This is a genomic window from Streptomyces sp. NPDC045701, from assembly GCF_056432045.1.
The window spans coordinates 404,815-421,583 of sequence record NZ_JBWKJV010000002.1 but is presented as its reverse complement, the minus strand read 5'-3'; the positions used below and the strand labels follow the sequence as shown (position 1 = coordinate 421,583).

The following is a 16,769-nucleotide window of genomic DNA, read 5'->3' as shown; positions in this document are numbered from 1 at the left end:
CCGCGACCAGCGCACCAGCGCCGCCCGCTCATCCTCCGACAACACCAGCTCGGCCATCGGCCGCCCCATCTTCGCCATGGAGACAGCTTACTAATCCAACGAATTCCCGGCGCAGGACACTAGCAATTCTTTACACCGAAGCGTCTTCACAGTCCTCGGCTTGCAGCTGGCCGTGGAGGGGTGACCCGTCTCCCTGCCCCACGCTGTTGTCGAAAGATCAATTCACATAGTGAGGCAGAAATGCCGAGTAACCGCCTATTTCGGCGAGTTGTGTGCCCGGGTCACCTTTGGGTGGGCTGCTCTAGGGGTTGGGGCCTGCATGATTCGCGACCTTTACTCTAAAGGGACCGCCCGTGCGCAATTCGAAGGTTTGCTCAAAGACAGCAAGAAGCACGTGGGCAGAGGGATGCTGGACGTTGCTCAAGGAGCTGCCCGACAAGAGGTCTGGCGGTCCGAGGGCGAACACCGCCTGGTTGTCGCCTACGCGGTGCACCCTCACGCTGTCGTGGTCACCAGCATCAGCCCAGCGCCGGCCGAGACATGTTCTCGTCCCACCAGCTCTATAGGGGCCTGTCGATGAGGGGCCAAGGGGGGCGCTGGATGCACCTGAACCCCCACGTAGGAAGGACGTCCGCCGAGGAGGTGGCACAGCTCTGCCCCCATAGGGCATGGTGCCGGAAGCCAAGGTGAGGAAGCGGCGTGGGGCCCGCCGCTTAGGCGCGTCTCAGATGGAGCTGCTGGCTGCTGTCAGCATGACCCCGGCATCCTCGTACTGCCGCTGCTCGTGCAAGGCCGCAGTGATGGTGAGGACCGCCCGGACCTCCCGTTCGGCTGCCGTCATGAGAAGGGTCTCCACCGCCTGTTCCAGGCCCGCCGCCCGGCAGGAGGAAACGACGCCCGGAAACTCGTTCGCCGGCACAGTATTCGCCGTGTTCCTAAGCATCAGGTAGGCATCCCAGTCGCGGCCCTCGGCGAAATGACGGCGGACTTCCTCCGCCTCAGCAGCCCACGGCACCACGTCTCGAGTGGCTGCGCGGTGCCGGTCCCCCTTCTGCGGGGGGACCGGCACCGCTGCGCGTGCCATCGGGTGCGGCAGCCTGTGCCGTGCTCCGTACATGCGGACACGCCGCTGGAGGCGTCGTCGTGCAGCGACCGGGCGGGAAGCCGGCTCCTCTGGCGCGACGGGAGGGGACTCCTTGCGGGCAGTGGCTGTGCCGACACTCGTTTCCCAGCGCTCAAGCCGTGCCAGCTGGAAGAGCTCGCGCAGTCTGTCGCGCGAGCAGGGCAGGGAGCGCTGTGCCGACCTGGCGTGCTTTTCCGCAGTGATATAGAGACGGTCAACTGCGTCCCCGGCCAGGGGAAGCCTGCGGCCACACAGGTAGCCAGAGAGCGCCGTTGGTGACACCTCAGATTTGGCCGCTAAGCGGTACTGGGCCAGACCTGCGCTTCTCACGACCTCCCCCAGGGCGGTTACGAACTGGGCATGTGCTGGTGGCAACTCGGGACGTGTCCGTCCGCGCCCGGGTCCGTCGGTCATTGCACACCCCTCCTGACGACAACTGACGAGTGATCAATTGTGCTCCGATGCCACGCGCACCGGTAGGGGCTGCGGCCGGTGTGACGTACGCGTTGCCGCGTAGTACGCGGGGCCGCGAACGGGCCCTCCGGGGTGGATTTCCGCTGCGCCGCAGGCAATGGTTGAGCTGCATCACCCCGGACGGCATGACCGTTCCGGAGTGCTGGCATTCGGCATCTGGCGTAAGGGGAACGTGATGGATCTGCCTTCGTGGACGGACAGCAAGCTCGGCACCATGAAGCGTGCCGCGCTCTGGCTCGTCACTGTGGTGGGGGAGGGGAACGTCTTCACCAAGGAGGACGTCAAGGCGGCCTTCCCGGGCGTCAGCCAGGCTGACCGCCGGGTGCGGGACCTGCGGGACCATGGCTGGCAGATCGACACGAACCGCGAGGACGCCTCCCTCGGCCAGCACGAGCAGCGGTTCGTGCGGCCCGGCGAGGCTGTCTGGGAGCCGGGCAAGGGGTCGCGGCCCAGTACGTCCATTACGCAGACGCAGCGTCGTGAGGTGCTGGCGAAGGACGGGCACTTCTGTCGTTCGTGCGGAATCACGCCGGGTGAGACCTACGCCGGCACGTACGAGACGGCGCAACTGGACATCGCCCGGCGTCTGGTGAAGCAGCCGGACGGCAGTGAGCGGACGGAGCTGGTGACGGAGTGCAACCGTTGCCGGGTCGGCGGCCGCGGGAAGCCCACGGACCTGGCCGTCGTTCTGTCTGCGGTCGCCGGCCTCGGCAGCCTTGAGCGCAAGATGCTCGCCGCCTGGGTCGCCTACGACAGGCGCGAGTTCAGCGCGGTAGAGCGGCTCTGGGCTGACTACCGGACGCTTCCTGCGGAGTCGCGGGCACAGGTGCGTAAGGTTCTCGCACCGTCGGCCGGCTGATCTCATCAGTACCCGCGTTCACACGGAGGCCGGCGCATCACCGGCCTCCGTGGCGGGCCCTTCATTCATACGTCATATGTCCTAAGCAGGAGCACCTTGTGAGTAAGGATTTCGGCCGTCCTCCGCTAGCCGCAGAGAACCGCACGCTCGTTGAGCAGCGCCTTAAGGAAGCCACCAGCGGCAAGGGAGTCCCCGAGACGCTGACCATCGAGTGGCGCACGCAGCCGTTGAGCGTCGAGGTCATCGACATGCCCGTGGACTCGCTGTACTACAACCCGGGTACGCACCGGATCAGGGCGCAGCGCAGCCACGACCCGCAGCGTGATTTGCTGCTGGATGAGGATGCGTGGCGGCCGGAGGGCCAGGACTACCTCCATTACCTGTTGCAGGCGCAGCCGGCTGACCCGTCGAAGCGAGACCCCGATTTCGACGCCCTTAAGGACAGCCTGCGTGACTTTAAGCAGAACGAGCCGGGACTTATCACCCGGGACGGAATCCTCGTCAACGGAAACACCCGGCGTGCCGCGCTCAAGGAGCTTGGTGTCGCCAATATGCGGGTGGGCGTGCTGCCTGAGTCCTGCACTTGGGATGACATCAACGCCGTTGAGCTGTCGCTGCAGCTCCGGCCTGACAGGCGGCGTGACTACTCGTACATCAACCGGCTCCTCGCCATCGAGGAGCAGCAACTCATGGGTAAGCAGCTGACGGATATCGCGAGGGACTTTCACATCCGGGTCACTACCTGTGAGCAGGATCTGTGGATCCTGTCCTGCCTCCGGGACCTTATCGAGAGGTCCCGGGAGGGCGGTACGGAGCTCCGGCTGCTCGACTTCGAGAAGCAGCAGGAGAAGCTGAGGGAGCTTCACCGCCGGTATGTCAAGGAAGCGGCGGCCAGCCGTGACAACGCCGAACTTCTCAAAGAGATGCGGCTGGTTGCGATCGTGCTCAACTTCTCCAAGACGGATGTCCGGCTCATTGAGCCCGACTTCAGGATCCGCTACCTGAACCAGCGTCTACCGGAAGAGCTGAAGACGGTGGTGAACTCACCGTCAGCAGTGGCGATTCCCGGTCTCAACCGTTCGGTGACATCGGCCGCGCCGCAGGTGGCCGAAGCCAAGGCTCTCACCGACATGATCCTTCGTGCCAAGGCTGTGGAATCGGCCGAGGAGGGAAACCTTTCGGAGCGCGGTACCGCCGCGTCGCAGATCATCGCGGCGGCCGAAGACGCCCATGAGTCCGCCCTGCAGCCAGCAGGCAAGGATGCGCGAGTCCGGAAGCGCAAGCAAGCCGCCCCTGACCGGCTTGCTGACGCCTGCCAGGACATTGAGCAATGTGTTACTGACCTTGTCCTGGCCAGGGCCTCCCGCAGCTTGGACGAAGAGGCTTTTGACGAAGCCGTCGTGAATCTCCGCGCCACGCTCGGCAAGCTCGCCCATGAGTCCGCTCGCAGCATCAACGCCCCCGGCGACGGGGTGTCGTGGCTGCTGGAGGCGGTCAGGCAGGAGGACGCGTGACTGTCACCGGACAACCGTCTCTGCGTATCTCGTTCGACGTTACCCGCACCAGAGCAGTGCTGCGGGCAGCCCCTGGGCTCGAGGCGGACTTCGCCAGACTCGCTGGCTACTACCCGGCAGCGGGGCAGCGCACGCTCCTCTCCGCCGAAGTGGACCTTGATGAGTTCCTCACCGGCCTCGAAGCGCTGGGCAGCTGGCCACACGCGGAGTCAGTCAGCTGGGAAGACGAACTCGCGACCCTCGTCGGCGGCGTTCTGGACGATGCCGAAGCGGCGCAGAGCCGTCTCCGGGAGCCGGACGCCTCCGGTCCTGTTGACCCGGACAGCGTCCGCGGGCTCCTTGGGGGCGGCTGGAGCGCGGGCCTCACGGACTTCCAGCGACGGGACATCGCGCATCTGCTGTCGATGCGGCACGGAGCCAACTTCTCCGTGCCGGGTGCCGGCAAGACGCGCGTAGGACTGGCTCTGTTCGCGGCGATGCGAGCCCGCGGCGAGGTACACAGGTTGCTCGTAGTCAGCCCCAAGTCGGCTTATGAGTCATGGCTGTACGAGAACCAGGTGTGCTTCAGGGAGCCCCTCGCCGCCAGGGTGATGGGCGGGAGCCCGGATCCCGCTGCCGAGCTTTTGATCGTCAATTACGAACGGCTGGACCGGTCCCTCGGCGCCCTCGCCGCCTGGCTCAGGGCTGCTCCGTCCATGCTTATTCTGGACGAGGCCCACCGCATGAAGCTCGGCGCTCAGGGGATCTACGGCAGTGCGTGCATGGCGCTCGGCCCGCTTTCCCGCCGACGTCTCATCCTCACGGGTACTCCAGCTCCAAACGGTGCGCGGGACCTCGAAAACTTGCTGTCTTTCGTCTGGCCTGGACACGGGCGTCGCGTTGTGACGCAGGCGGTTGCCGGAGGTGATCTCGCCTATGCCAGCAGTGTCCTGCGGCCTCTGTTCACGCGGACCACGAAGCGGGAGCTCGGGCTGCCACCCTTTGAAACTCGGATTCGCCACGTCGCGTTGGAACCGCTGCACCGGGAGCTGTACGACGCGCTCGTCGGACGCTATACCGCCCGCGCTGAGGCCTCACGGGCGGACTTCGACGCCCTTGGCAAGGCGATGCTGCGACTGCTCATGGCCGCGACAAGCCCCGCACTTCTCGTGGAGGGTGAGAGCAGGTACGCGCCGCTGGACTACCGCGTGCCACCGCTCGCTGTTCCCCAGTCGGACTCGCTTTACGCCTTGCTCCAGGACCTGCCCAGTTATGAGTTGTCGCCCAAGTATAAAGAGGCACTCAGTATCGTGGCCGAGAACGCCGCTGTGGGACGCAAAACGCTCGTATGGACGACTTTTGTGCGCAGTCTTACGACCATGGAGCGTCTGTTCGCCGCCTACCAGCCTGCTGTGGTCCACGGCGGGAGCGCCGACAGGGAAGAGCAAATCCGACGATTTCGGGAGGACTCAGACTGTCATGTGCTCCTGTCCAACCCGGCCACCCTGGGCGAGGGGATCAGCCTCCACCACGTGTGCCATGACGCCGTCTATGTCGACCGTGACTTCATGGCAGGACGCTTTCTCCAGAGTCTCGACCGCATTCACCGTCTAGGGCTCGCTCCGGGGACGGACACTCGCGTGACCGTCCTTGCGGCAGAGGGAACCATTGACGACGTCGTGGCCCTCCGTCTGGAGGAGAAACTGGAATTTATGGGGCGGATTCTGGACGACCCCTCGGTGCAACAGCTGGCGGACCTCGAGGAAGAGCCGTCCCTGGCAGCGGGGATGGATATGGCGGACGTGCGTGCCCTGCTTCGCCATCTGGACTCCCGTGTATCCCGGTGAAGGCACCCGGCGGGCGGCGCTCCGGTGGCTGGAGCACCTGCGAGTGTCAGAGGTCAGCAGGGTGAGAGCCCTGTTCACCCATCATCCGGACTACGCCGACCTGACGCCGGTCCAGTACGGCGAAGGTCTGGTGTGGCTGCGCCGGGCCGGTCTCCTCACCGGTGCAGACCAGCCTGTCGTACACGTCAGAGAGTGCGATCTTGATGAACCGGGAACGGCGGCCATGCCTGGGGTTCTCTGGGATCCGGCCGCACAGGAGGCTCGCCGGGAAATAGGCACCGCAGGTGAGCTCGCGGTCCTCCGGTTGTTACGTGACTGCGGGGCGGCTGGTGTGAGCCATGTCGCCGCGCTCTCGGACGCGTACGGGTACGACATCGCGGCCGTGGACACGGTGAGCGGAGAAGCCGCGCACATCGAGGTGAAGACGACGACCGATCCGACCCGTCTCGTTGTCCACCTCAGCCGGCATGAGTACGACGTGATGTGTAAGGACGCGCAGTGGGTCATGGCAGCGGTGTTGCTTGGAGAGGACGGCAGCGCACTGAACGTGGTGACCGTCAGCCGGGACTGGCTTCGTTGTACCGCCCCGCAGGACGGGCACCAGAGTGCCGACTGGCAATCCGCTCGCTTCCGTGTCCCGGCAAGGGCGCTGAGGCACGGTATCGCGGGACGCCGTGACAGCTGGCTGGTACCCGGAGAGGCGGCGCCGCACCGCCCGGTCTGGGGGTGGTCGGCAGCGGGTGTGTGACCTGGCCCGCGTGAGGGAGTGCCGCCACGGTGTCCGGGAGAGGCGTCCGGCCGGAGTGATCTTGTGGTGCGGGTTGTGGCACAGGTAGATGTACGCGCAGGGCGCGGCTGGCAGCGGGGTTGAGGATTCGGAAAGGGGTCCCGGGCTCTGCTGGGGAGGGTAGCGTGGCGTGACGCACGGCTCGCTGTGTGCCTGATGTCAGTGCGGGATGCGACACTTGCGTGTCTGTTAACACCGCCCCTGGAGGAGCCCATGGCAACCGCCGATCGCCGCCTGACCTCAATTGAGATCTGCGCGGGAGCCGGTGGCCAAGCGGTGGGTCTCCATCAGGCCGGCTTCCGTCACCTCGCCCTTGTCGAGATCGACAAGCATGCCGCGGCGACGCTGAGGCACAACATCGAAAAGCGGCCGGAGTGGGCCTGGGAGCGGGAGCACTGCCTCATCCGGGAGGCGGACGTGAAGGAGTTCCATCCGCTGGACGAAGTGGTCGTACCGGCTGAGGACCCGGGGACCACGGGCGACGGCACCGGTGAAGGTGAGCCGCTCAAGCCCGGCCAGCTTGATCTGCTGGCGGGTGGCGTGCCCTGCCCGCCGTTCTCCGCCGCCGGCAAGCAACTCGGCCGGGATGATGAGCGTGACCTCTTTCCCCGCATGCTGGACCTGGTCGAGCAGCTCAAGCCGCGGGCAGTCATGATCGAGAACGTACGCGGGCTCGTCGAGCCAGGCAGGAAGTTTCTCTACTACCGCAATCACATCAAGAACCGGCTGCGGAAGTCCGGCTACGTGATCTGCGGCTGGAGGGTTCTTGAGGCGCGCGACTTCGGCGTGCCTCAGCTGCGGCCACGGGCGATCCTGGTCGCCATCCGTAGGGACGAGTACCGGGGCTTTGACTGGCCAGAGCCCAAGGGAAAGATCACGACCGTTCTGGAAAAGCTGAGGCCCTCCATGGAGCGGCGGTTGGGTAAGGACTCCGACCGCTTCCAGCGGTGGGAGGAGCACGCCGCGCTGGGCAGCGTGGCGCCCACTCTCGTAGGTGGCTCCAAAAAGCATGGCGGAGCGGATCTTGGCCCTACGCGGGCGAAGAAGGCCTGGGCGGCACTGGGTGTCGACGCCATGGGCGTCGCCAACGACGAAGACCAGATGATCGACCCCGACCGCGACCTCGGGAATCCGAAGGCCAACCGCGGTCCGAAGCTCACGGTAGCGCAGGCAGCCCTCATCCAGGGCTTTCCAGAGGAGTGGGAGTTCGCTGGAGGCGGCAAAACGGCCCGGTACCGGCAGGTGGGTAACGCCTTCCCGCCGCCCGTGGCCGCCGCGGTGGGAGAGTGCATCAGGGAAGCCCTGACGCGCACCGGACCGCTGCTCGATGACCCCAGTCCTGACTTCGAGCCCGAGGATGACCCGTCACTCGTTGCGCCGGAGCTTCCGCTCCAGCAGGCGCTTCCGACGATCGAGGACGACGCGGAGAACAGTGCTCGCGCACTCCTCAGCTGATTCGTGCTCCCAGAACCGCAGCACCGTCCAGCCAGCTTCGGTGAGCCGGCGGTCTGTGTCACGGTCGCGGGCTATATTGCCCGCGACCTTGCCTGACCAGTAGCCGGGATTGGTTCTTGGCGGGACGTAGTGCTCCGGGCAGCCATGCCAATAGCAGCCGTCGATGAACACGGCCACTTTCGTCGGACGGAAGACGATGTCTGCGGTTCGCCTTAGGTCGGGCAGGGGCTGGGCGGCTACGCGGTACCGCAGCCCCTGGGCGTGCAGCAGTCGGCGCAGCACCCGTTCCGGTTTTGTGTCCCGGCTGCGAATCGCCTGCATATTGCGGCGCCGTGCGGCTGATGACGCCCATGAGCCGGTAGGGGGTTGCCAGTCTTCTGACATCAGGTTCTGCCTCGGTGGTGCCGTTAGCGGGAAGGAAGCTTTGGTCCAGGAGTGTCTGTCGTCTCATCATCCCGAACGGCCACCCAAAGTTCGCCTTCGATTTCGGCGACCGGCCGAGTTCCATGATGCGGCTTCGCGCGCGCAACCCGGAAGCTGACAAACTCGCCCTTCTCCGGTATGGGGCCTCCGAGGGCCGCCGCAACAGCCCGGTGATTTGTTGAATCGCCAGCGATGATGATGCCCTCTTCTCGCAGCGCGGGCCTAGCGCGCGTCTTCTGTTTGTCATCCCGCACGCGAGCCATGTAGTCATACTGCCGTGCCAGCGTTCTCACAACATTCCGGTCAATCTGTCGCCGAAGTGCGCGCCGGAACAGTTCGTTGACCTTCTTCTGGCCAGAAGGCTGGGCTAAAATCTTGGCCCGCAGAAAAGGATCCATGTGTAGCAGGAGGTTCTCCTTCAGGGGTTTGCGATGCCAGAGCCAAGTGACCATCGAGTGGTGCTGCTTGGTCAGTCGGAACTTCCCGTCTCGGTTGCCCCGTTTTGTGACATTTCCGCTTGTTGTGAGTTTCTCGCGGTCGGCACGCAGGAGTCCGGCGCTCCACAGGCCCATACGGTCGTCGGCCCAGACGACAAGGCAAATCTCCCCGAGGGCCTCCGGTGGGATCATCCAACCGTATTCGGTCTGTGAGAACTTGCAGTCAACTTCTATGCCCTCGATCAAGTAATCCAGGTCCTCGCCGCTGGCGAGCTTGAACTCCGGCTCGCGCAGCAGGTTGATCTCGACGAGTGTGCCCGCGTGTGTTTTCTCGGTCTTGTGAAGATCGTCCCAGTCGAATCGACCGGTGTTCTCTCCGTCCAGGAGTTGATCGATGGTGTGACGCAGGACCTTCGCGAACCGGTCGCCCGAAGGGTCCAGCGTCGTGAAGTGCTGATGCACCAACATCAGTTCAGGATCGTCACAGACGCCGGGCGTGGGGCCCGGGATGTCAAACAGGGTCAACGCGGCTCCTTGGGGAAGGTATGAAGCAGTACTACTCATGACTTCATGGAGCGAGCCCGCAGTTCCCGCCTCGGGACCGTGCTCTGCCTGCTGGGTGTGGTCCGCCGGGGGCTGGCCCTCCTTAGCCGGCGTCGCAGCCCACGCCGTCGTTGTCGCGGTCGAGGTGGCTGGCGTAGCCGGGGTCGCCGCGGTGGACGGGGGCGGCGCCGGCGGCGCGGGCGGCGGCGCAGTTGGCGTAGTAGACGTTTCCGCCACCGGAGTTGGAGTCGGATTCGGTGTCCGAGTCGGTGGTGGTCGCGTCGTCGTTGTTGGCCGCCGCGGGGGCCTGGCGGGTGACCGTGGCCGTCGCCGTGACGGTTGCGGTGACGGTGACCGTGGGGGCCGGGGCCGGGGCCGCCGTGGGGGTGGCGGCGACCGTCGCGGTGGCCGTGGTGGTGACGGTGGCGGCGGGGGCGGCCTTGGTGGTGGGGGTGGAGGTGTCCTCGGAGCCCATGGCCCCGCAGCCCGTGCCGATCATCAGGAGCAGCAGGCCGCCCGCCCAGACGCGCTTCATGCGGTACAGGGGGCGGGCGGCGGACGGCTGCTGGTAGGAGTTGGTCATGGGCGCAGTTCTCCCTCGCACACAGGGACTGGGACTGCGTGGGGGAACAGGGCGCCAGTCGACGGCAGTAGTTGATGGTGAAAATACTGCACGGGTCCGGTGACGAGGAGGGAAACGCTCCAAATTCCGGAGGGTCAGATCTTCGCCGTGCCGTGGCAGTCGCCGTACTTCGTGCCCGAGCCGCACCAGCAGGGGGAGGTGCGGGACGGGGGCCAGGGGGTGGCGCGGCCGCGGGCGGCGAGGGTGGTGGCGTACTGCGGGAGCAGGGCCGCGTTGGAGGGGGAGGTCGACTCGGAGGCGGCGAACGCCTCGTACGAGGGGACCGTGCCCTGGACGATGCCCAGGTTCGGGGTGCCCGCGGCGGAGAGCTCGCGCAGGGAGGCCTCCAGGTCGGTGAGGTGGGCCTCGTGCGTGGGGTACTCCGACTCCAGCTCCGGGTAGGCCGCGAGCAGCTCGGTCAGCTCGTCGGCCGGCCAGAGCAGCACCGCCACCGGGAAGGGGCGGGACAGGGCCGTGCGGTAGGAGCCGAGCTCGCTGCGCAGGCGGGCGATCTCCGCCTGGAGTTCCGCCGGGTCGGAGGAGCCGAGGGACCACAGGCGCTTGGGGTCGTGCAGCTCGTCGAGCGGCACGGAGCCGGTGTGGAGGCGGTCGGCCAGGACGTCCCAGTCGTCGTGGCGCAGCCCCAGCAGGCGGCGCACGCGGTGGCGGCCCATGAGGAGGGACTGCGAGGGGTACGGCACCTCGTCGTCGGGGGAGGGGAGCAGGGCGGTGACGGCGGTGGAGAAGACGGCCTCGCCGGCCTCCAGCTCGTCGTGGGCCTCCAGTGTCTCGGCGACGATCTCCCAGGCGGCGGCGTCCGACGGGGGCGTCGCGCGGATGCCGTCGATGATGACCCGGGCCTCGGCCTCATGGCCGTACTCCCACAGGTTGGCCGCCTTCAGGGCCTTGACCAGCTGCGGGTTCTCCGGAGGCGGCGTCGCGGCCAGGAGGTCGTCGTACAGCGTCGTCGCGCGCGTGCGGGCGCCGGCCAGCTCCAGGTGGGCGGCCGCCCGGAGGAGCAGCGGTTCGCGGTCCTCGGGGTACTGCGCCGCGGTGCGCAGCAGACGCTCGGCTTCGGTGATGTGATCGGCAGGCGTGTCGGGGCGCATGGGTGACACCGTACTGCTGTGCGGCGGGTCCGGTGGGTCGACGGGCGAGCACCTGCCGTGCCACCGCGCGCGGACGGCCGCCGGTGGTGGTACGGCGGCGGTACGGCGGCGGCGCGGGTGACGCGACGGGGCGGCCGCCCCGGGGTGCGGGCCGCCGGCGGGACGCCGCCGCTCGTCGTCCCCCCGGGCCGGACGCCGCCGGGACGGGCGCCGCCGGGACGGGCGCCGCCGGGACGGGCGCCGCCGGGCCGGGGCGTTCACATACATGGCCGAGATCGGCACCCCGCCTCGCGAACGCCCCCGAGTACAGTTCTGCCACCGGGCCGTCGCGCGGGGAACCCTGCGGCGGCGTGCCCGCGTCCACGGGAGAGAGGAGGGGGCGGCTATGAGTGGTCTCGTCGCGCGGCTGGTGCCGTGCGGTCTGCTCGGCTTCCTGGTGTTCCTCTTCTCCGAGGGTGTGTACGCCGAGGGCGGCGCCCTCTCCGCGGCCGTGGCGCTCGCCGCCGTCGGCTCCGAGCTGGTCGCCTGCGCGGTCGTCGCCGCGCGCTGCGTGCCCGCCGTACCACCGACCCGGGTGCGCACGGCCATCCGCGACCGCGAGCACCGCACCGCGTTCCTGCCCCAGCGCGACCCGGACGCCGCCGGGCGGCGGCGTCCCCGAGCGCCCGGCCGTCTCCTTCCGACGGCCGCGTAGGGGCTCACCGCACTCCGGGTCCTCCTCGCGGTTCCGTCACGCCGAGATCCACTTCTCCGGTACGACGAGACCCTCGGAGGGCTCCTTCCCATGTCCGTTTTCGCCTCGCTGGTCGAGCAGCTCGCCGGCCTGCTCCAGCCCCTGTTCCACGGCTCCGCCACCGCCGCCGCCATCGTCGTGTTCACCCTCTGCGTGCGGCTCGCCGTGCACCCGCTGTCCCGGGCCGCCGCACGCGGCCAGAAGGCGCGGACGAGGCTCGCGCCCCAGGTGGCCGAGCTGCGCGGGAAGCACGCCAAGGACCCCGAGCGGTTGCGGCGGGCGGTGCTGGAGCTGCACGCCCAGGAGCAGGTTTCACCGCTGGCCGGGTGCCTGCCGAGCCTGCTCCAGGCGCCCGCCTTCCTCCTGATGTACCACCTCTTCTCCGGCGGGAGCATGACCGGACACACCCTGCTCGCCGCGCCCCTCGGCGGGCGCTGGGCGGACGCCCTCGGGCACGGCGGCGTCCTCGGGGAGGCCGGGCTGGTGTACCTGGCGCTGTTCACGATCGTCGCCGCCGTCGCCACGTACACCTACCGGCGCACCCGGGGGCAGCTGACGGAGCTCGGCGAGGGGATGGCCGGAGGCCCGGGCGCCGGGCTGGGCAAGGTGATGCCGCTGCTGTCCTTCGCGACGCTCATCACCGTCGCCGTGGTGCCGCTCGCCGCCGCGCTCTACGTCGTCACGAGCACGGCGTGGACCGCCGCCGAGCGCGCGTACCTGTACCGCGAGCCGTCCACGGTGTGAACGGGGTCTTGCGGGGTGAACCGATGTCTTGGAGGATCGGCCAATCCTCCGATGGCCGCACCCCATCGGCCGGGGCCTACCTCGACCACAGGGAGAAGACCATGAAGCTGCTGCGCGTCGGTACGGCGGGGGCGGAGCGCCCCGCGCTGCTCGACCGGGACGGGGTCCTGCGGGACCTGTCCGCGCTCGTGCCCGACATCGACGGAGCCCTGCTCTCCGACGCGTCGGCGCTCGACCGGGTCCGGGCCGCGGCCGGCGCGGGCGTGCTGCCCGCGCTGGACCCGACGGGGCTGCGGATCGGGCCGCCGGTCGGGCGGATCGGCAAGGTCGTGTGCATCGGGCTGAACTACCACGACCACGCCGCCGAGACGGGCCAGGCGACCCCCGCCGAGCCGGTCGTCTTCCTCAAGGCGGCCGACACGGTCGTGGGCCCGGACGACACCGTGCTCGTGCCGCGTGGCAGCCGCAAGACCGACTGGGAGGTCGAGCTCGCGGTGGTCATCGGGCGTACCGCCCGTTACGTGGAGTCGGCGGAGGCCGCGCTCGCGCACGTCGCCGGGTACGCGGTCGCCCACGACGTCTCGGAGCGGGAGTTCCAGATAGAGCGCGGCGGCACCTGGGACAAGGGCAAGAACTGCGAGACGTTCAACCCGCTCGGTCCCTGGCTGGTGACGGCCGACGAGGTGCCGGACCCGCAGGCGCTGTCGCTGAAGCTGTGGGTCAACGGCGAGCTGAAGCAGGACGGCTCCACGGCCGACCAGATCTTCCCCGTCGCGGAGGTCGTGCGGTACGTCAGCCGGTTCATGACGCTGTACCCGGGCGACGTCATCAACACCGGCACGCCGGCCGGCGTGGCCATGGGGCAGCCCGAACCGAAGCCGTACCTGCGCGCCGGGGACGTCGTCGAGCTGGAGGTCGAGGGGCTCGGGCGGCAGCGGCAGGAGCTGAAGGGCGCCTGACGGGAGCGGACACGTTACGCGGTGGACGGTGTGGGGTACGGCGGCGGGCCGCCCGGGCGCGGGTGCGGCCCACCGCCGCCGGCCGTGACCGTCGTCGTGCCGGGGCCGGGCGTCACCGGCCCCGGGCCGTGGCCGTACGGGCGTAGCGCCCGGGCGTGATGCCCACGAGCCGCTTGAAGTGCCGGGTCAGATGCGACTGGTCGTAGAACCCGGCCGCGGCGGCCACCGTGCCCGGTGGCTGTCCCTCCAGCAGGAGCCGCCGGGCGCGGTCGACCCGGCGGGCGGTCAGGTACTGGTGCGGGGCGATGCCGAAAGCGGCGCTGAACGCCCGCACGAGGTGCGCCGGGTGGGCGTGCACCAGCCGCGCGGCCTCGTCCAGGGACAGCCCCTGGAGCAGCCGTTCGTCGAGGAGGTCCCGCAGTCCGTGGGCCACGCCCCGGTCGGGCACCCGCCGGGCGTCGGCGAGCCGGGGCCGCAGGTGGGACCGCAGCCGCTCGCCGATCAGGGCGAGACGGCTCTGCGCCTCCAGCTCGTCGCCCCGGTGCGCCAGGGCCGTGTGCAGTTGCCCGACCCGCCGGCGCAGGACCGGGTCGCACAGGTCGGGGCCGTCCACCGCCGGGCCGATGTAGCTCTCGTCCAGCTGCGTCAGGTCGAGGTAGAGCACCCGCTTGCGGAAGCCCTGCGCGGTGGCGGGCGAGCCGTTGTGCGGCACCTGCGGCGGGAGCAGGGACACCGTGTCGCGCGGGGTGCCGTGCTCGTGGCGGTTCAGGTCGTAGCGGACCGCGCCGGAGTCGACGATCAGCAGGGTCCACGCGTCGTGGACGTGCATCGGGTAGCGGTGCTCGGTGAAGTGGGCGTGGAAGACCTCCACGACACCCGCGACCGGCGGGCGCCACGCGGAAACCTCCTGCCGGGCCACCATGCAAACAACGTACAAGACCCTTCGGCACGGCCGGCGGCAGTCTCGGCGCATGACCACCACGACCACCACCGTGAAGCCCGCGACCGCAGCCAGGCCCGCCGAGGCGGCCACCGCGACGGCCACCGGGGCGGCCGGAGAGCCGCCCGTACGCTTCGACACCAAGATCGCCGTCCTGCTGCGCGAGGACCTGGAGCCCTGGCAGCGGCTGAACGTGACCGCGTTCCTGGTCAGTGGTCTCGGGACGGACCTCCCCGAGGTGGTCGGCGAACCGTACGCCGACGCCGACGGCACCCCTTACCTGCCGATGTTCCGCCAGCCCGTCCTGGTCTTCGAGGCGTCGAAGGAGACGCTGACCGCGGCGCACGGCCGCGTCCTGTCCCGCGCGCTTCCCCGGTCGGTGTTCACCTCGGACCTCTTCGCCACCGGCAACGACCGCGACAACCGCGCGGCGGTGCGGGCGGTGCCGAGGGACCGGCTGGATCTGGTGGGGCTCGCCGTGTACGGGCCGCGCAACGCGGTCGACAAGGTGATCAAGGGCGCCCGGATGCACCCCTGAGCCGCGCGGGCCCGTGGGAAGAAGGCGGGCCACCCCTCGGGGGAGGGGGGTGGCCCGCCGGCTCAGAGGGCGCCCGCCAGGCGCTCCAGCGCTTCCACCACCAGCGCGTGGTCGTCCAGCTGCGGCAGTCCCGAGACGGTGACCGTCCCGATGACGCCCGCGCCCGTGACCGTGAGGGGGAACGAACCGCCGTGCGCCGCGTAGCGGTCCGGGTCCAGGCGGGAGTCCGTGTCGAAGGACTTGCCCTTCGCGCGGAACCGGGTGCCGACCAGGAGGGAGCTCTCGGCGTACCGCTCGACGACGCGGCGCTTGCGGTCGATCCAGGCGTCGTTGTCGGCGCTCGACCCCGGCAGCGCGGCGTGGAAGAGCTGCTGGCCGCCGCGCCATATGTCGATGGCGACCGGCGCGTTCCGCTCGCGGGCCAGGCCGACCAGGAGCGTGCCGAGCGTCCAGGCGTCGTCGTACGTGAAGCGGGGGAGGGCGAGGCGGGCCTGCTGCTCCTCCAGCTCGGCGACGGTCGGAGCGGTGGTGGTCGCGGTGGCCGGGGTGGTCCCGGCCGCCCCTGCGACCCCAGTGGTCCCGACGGCCCCGGCGGTCACAGGGTCACCGTCACACCGTCGCGCGCCGACCGGCGGGCCGCCTCCAGGACGTCCAGCGCCGCCGCCGCCTCGTGGGCGGTGACCGGTGGGGGCGTGCCGTCGCGCAGGGCGGCGGCGATCGAGGCGTAGTACGCCGGGTAGTCGCCCGGGAGGGACGGCACCGGGGTGCCGCCGCCCGTCAGCGGGGACTCGCCGGCGCCGAGGCGACCCCACATCGACTCGGGCTCCGTCCCCCACCCGGGGCCGGGGCGCCCGCCCTCGCGCAGGGCGCTCTCCTGCGGGTCGAGGCCGTGCTTGACGTACCCCGCCTTCGAGCCGAGCACCCGGAAGCGGGGGCCGAGCTGGGCGGCGGTGGCGCTCACGTACAGGTGGGAGCGGACGCCGCTCGCGTGCGTGACCGCGACGAACGTGTCGTCGTCCGCCTCGGCGCCCGCACGGCGTACGTCGGCCTCGGCGTACACCCGCGTGGCCGGCCCGAACAGCACCAGCGCCTGGTCGACGACGTGGCTGCCCAGGTCGTACAGCAGCCCGCCGAACTCCTCCGGTGCGCCCGACTCGCGCCAGCCGCCCTTGAGCCGGGGCCGCCACCGCTCGAAGCGCGACTCGAAGCGCTGCACGTCGCCGAGCTCGCCGCGCTCGATCAGCGAGCGGAGGGTCAGGAAGTCGTTGTCCCAGCGGCGGTTCTGGAAGACGGACAGGAGCAGGCCGCGCTCCTCGGCGAGGGCGGCGAGCCCGCGGGCCTCCGCCGCCGTGCCGGCGACCGGCTTGTCGACGACGACCGGCAGGCCGGCCTTCAGGGCGGCGGTCGCCAGCGGTACGTGCGTTTTGTTGGGGGAGGCGATCACGACGAGGTCCAGCTCGTCGGACCGGCCCCACAGCTCATCGGCCGAAGCGGCGAACCGGACGTCCGGGAACGCGTCACGGGCCTGTCGCTGCCGCTCGGGGGCGGACGTGACGACCGTGTCGAGGACCAGGCCCTCGGTCGCGGCGATCAGCGGGGCGTGGAAGACGGAGCCCGCCAGGCCGTAGCCGACGAGTCCGACGCGCAGCGGTCGTCCAGTCATGCCCGCCACTTAAGCAACGC

At 69.4% G+C, this 16,769-nt stretch carries 17 protein-coding genes; 9 read left to right on the top strand and 8 right to left on the bottom strand.

Features of this window, described 5'->3' with window-relative positions; translation table 11 throughout:
* Nucleotides 1-724: 724 nt before the first annotated feature.
* Complete coding sequence (locus tag AC07DW_RS04075) at nt 725-1,018, bottom strand: hypothetical protein (protein ID WP_478856041.1); 294 nt, start codon at nt 1,016-1,018, stop codon at nt 725-727.
* Nucleotides 1,019-1,772: 754 nt separating this feature from the next.
* On the opposite strand from AC07DW_RS04075, the gene AC07DW_RS04070 reads away from it, so the two are divergent.
* The 5 genes from AC07DW_RS04070 to AC07DW_RS04050 all read left to right on the top strand — a co-directional run bounded on the left by AC07DW_RS04070 (nt 1,773) and on the right by AC07DW_RS04050 (nt 8,038).
* Nucleotides 1,773-2,456, top strand: coding sequence for a hypothetical protein (locus AC07DW_RS04070; protein WP_478856054.1), 684 nt, complete (start codon nt 1,773-1,775; stop codon nt 2,454-2,456).
* A gap of 98 nt (nt 2,457-2,554) precedes the next feature.
* Nucleotides 2,555-3,970 (top strand): transcriptional regulator, encoded by a 1,416-nt coding sequence (locus AC07DW_RS04065; protein ID WP_478856040.1) that lies wholly within the window; start codon nt 2,555-2,557, stop codon nt 3,968-3,970.
* Nucleotides 3,967-5,796 (top strand): DEAD/DEAH box helicase, encoded by a 1,830-nt coding sequence (locus AC07DW_RS04060; protein ID WP_478856039.1) that lies wholly within the window; start codon nt 3,967-3,969, stop codon nt 5,794-5,796. Before AC07DW_RS04065 ends, AC07DW_RS04060 begins: the two co-directional genes overlap by 4 nt.
* A gap of 43 nt (nt 5,797-5,839) precedes the next feature.
* The gene (locus tag AC07DW_RS04055; protein WP_478856038.1) at nt 5,840-6,544 is read left to right on the top strand and encodes a protein NO VEIN domain-containing protein; all 705 of its coding nucleotides are present in this window, start codon (nt 5,840-5,842) and stop codon (nt 6,542-6,544) included.
* Nucleotides 6,545-6,796: 252 nt separating this feature from the next.
* On the top strand, nt 6,797-8,038 hold the full coding sequence (locus tag AC07DW_RS04050) for a DNA cytosine methyltransferase (protein ID WP_478856037.1): 1,242 nt from the start codon (nt 6,797-6,799) through the stop codon (nt 8,036-8,038).
* On the opposite strand, the gene AC07DW_RS04045 is transcribed toward AC07DW_RS04050, so the two are convergent.
* The 4 genes from AC07DW_RS04045 to AC07DW_RS04030 form a co-directional block, all read right to left on the bottom strand.
* Complete coding sequence (locus AC07DW_RS04045) at nt 7,949-8,422, bottom strand: very short patch repair endonuclease (protein ID WP_478856036.1); 474 nt, start codon at nt 8,420-8,422, stop codon at nt 7,949-7,951. The two genes, AC07DW_RS04050 and AC07DW_RS04045, sit on opposite strands and share 90 nt — an antisense overlap.
* A gap of 23 nt (nt 8,423-8,445) precedes the next feature.
* On the bottom strand, nt 8,446-9,423 hold the full coding sequence (locus tag AC07DW_RS04040; protein WP_478856035.1) for a NaeI family type II restriction endonuclease: 978 nt from the start codon (nt 9,421-9,423) through the stop codon (nt 8,446-8,448).
* A gap of 121 nt (nt 9,424-9,544) precedes the next feature.
* Complete coding sequence (locus AC07DW_RS04035; RefSeq protein ID WP_478856034.1) at nt 9,545-10,024, bottom strand: excalibur calcium-binding domain-containing protein; 480 nt, start codon at nt 10,022-10,024, stop codon at nt 9,545-9,547.
* Nucleotides 10,025-10,158: 134 nt separating this feature from the next.
* Nucleotides 10,159-11,172, bottom strand: a complete 1,014-nt coding sequence (locus AC07DW_RS04030; protein ID WP_478856033.1) for an SEC-C metal-binding domain-containing protein — start codon at nt 11,170-11,172, stop codon at nt 10,159-10,161.
* Nucleotides 11,173-11,557: 385 nt separating this feature from the next.
* Between AC07DW_RS04030 and AC07DW_RS04025 the strand changes: the two genes are divergently transcribed.
* The 3 genes from AC07DW_RS04025 (at nt 11,558) to AC07DW_RS04015 (ending at nt 13,608) form a co-directional block, all read left to right on the top strand.
* Entirely contained in the window at nt 11,558-11,866 is a 309-nt protein-coding gene (locus AC07DW_RS04025) for a DUF6412 domain-containing protein (RefSeq protein ID WP_478856032.1), read from the top strand.
* A gap of 90 nt (nt 11,867-11,956) precedes the next feature.
* On the top strand, nt 11,957-12,649 hold the full coding sequence (locus AC07DW_RS04020; RefSeq protein ID WP_478856031.1) for a YidC/Oxa1 family membrane protein insertase: 693 nt from the start codon (nt 11,957-11,959) through the stop codon (nt 12,647-12,649).
* Between the two features lie 101 nt (nt 12,650-12,750).
* Nucleotides 12,751-13,608 carry a fumarylacetoacetate hydrolase family protein gene (locus AC07DW_RS04015; RefSeq protein WP_478856030.1) on the top strand — a complete coding sequence of 286 codons (858 nt, stop codon included), beginning with the start codon at nt 12,751-12,753 and terminating at the stop codon, nt 13,606-13,608.
* A gap of 112 nt (nt 13,609-13,720) precedes the next feature.
* On the opposite strand, the gene AC07DW_RS04010 is transcribed toward AC07DW_RS04015, so the two are convergent.
* On the bottom strand, nt 13,721-14,530 hold the full coding sequence (locus tag AC07DW_RS04010) for a helix-turn-helix transcriptional regulator (protein WP_478856029.1): 810 nt from the start codon (nt 14,528-14,530) through the stop codon (nt 13,721-13,723).
* A 49-nt stretch (nt 14,531-14,579) separates the two neighbouring features.
* Between AC07DW_RS04010 and AC07DW_RS04005 the strand changes: the two genes are divergently transcribed.
* Nucleotides 14,580-15,086, top strand: coding sequence for a DUF2000 family protein (locus AC07DW_RS04005; RefSeq protein WP_478856028.1), 507 nt, complete (start codon nt 14,580-14,582; stop codon nt 15,084-15,086).
* 62 nt (nt 15,087-15,148) lie between these two features.
* Here AC07DW_RS04005 and AC07DW_RS04000 read toward each other — a convergent pair whose 3' ends face one another.
* Both AC07DW_RS04000 and AC07DW_RS03995 read right to left on the bottom strand, forming a co-directional pair.
* Nucleotides 15,149-15,685: a heme-degrading domain-containing protein gene (locus AC07DW_RS04000; protein ID WP_478856027.1), complete on the bottom strand. Its 537-nt coding sequence runs from the start codon at nt 15,683-15,685 to the stop codon at nt 15,149-15,151.
* A complete protein-coding gene (locus AC07DW_RS03995) occupies nt 15,682-16,749 on the bottom strand; it encodes a Gfo/Idh/MocA family oxidoreductase (protein ID WP_478856026.1) in 1,068 nt (355 codons plus the stop codon). The genes AC07DW_RS04000 and AC07DW_RS03995 overlap by 4 nt, the downstream gene beginning before the upstream one ends.
* Nucleotides 16,750-16,769 lie beyond the last annotated feature (20 nt).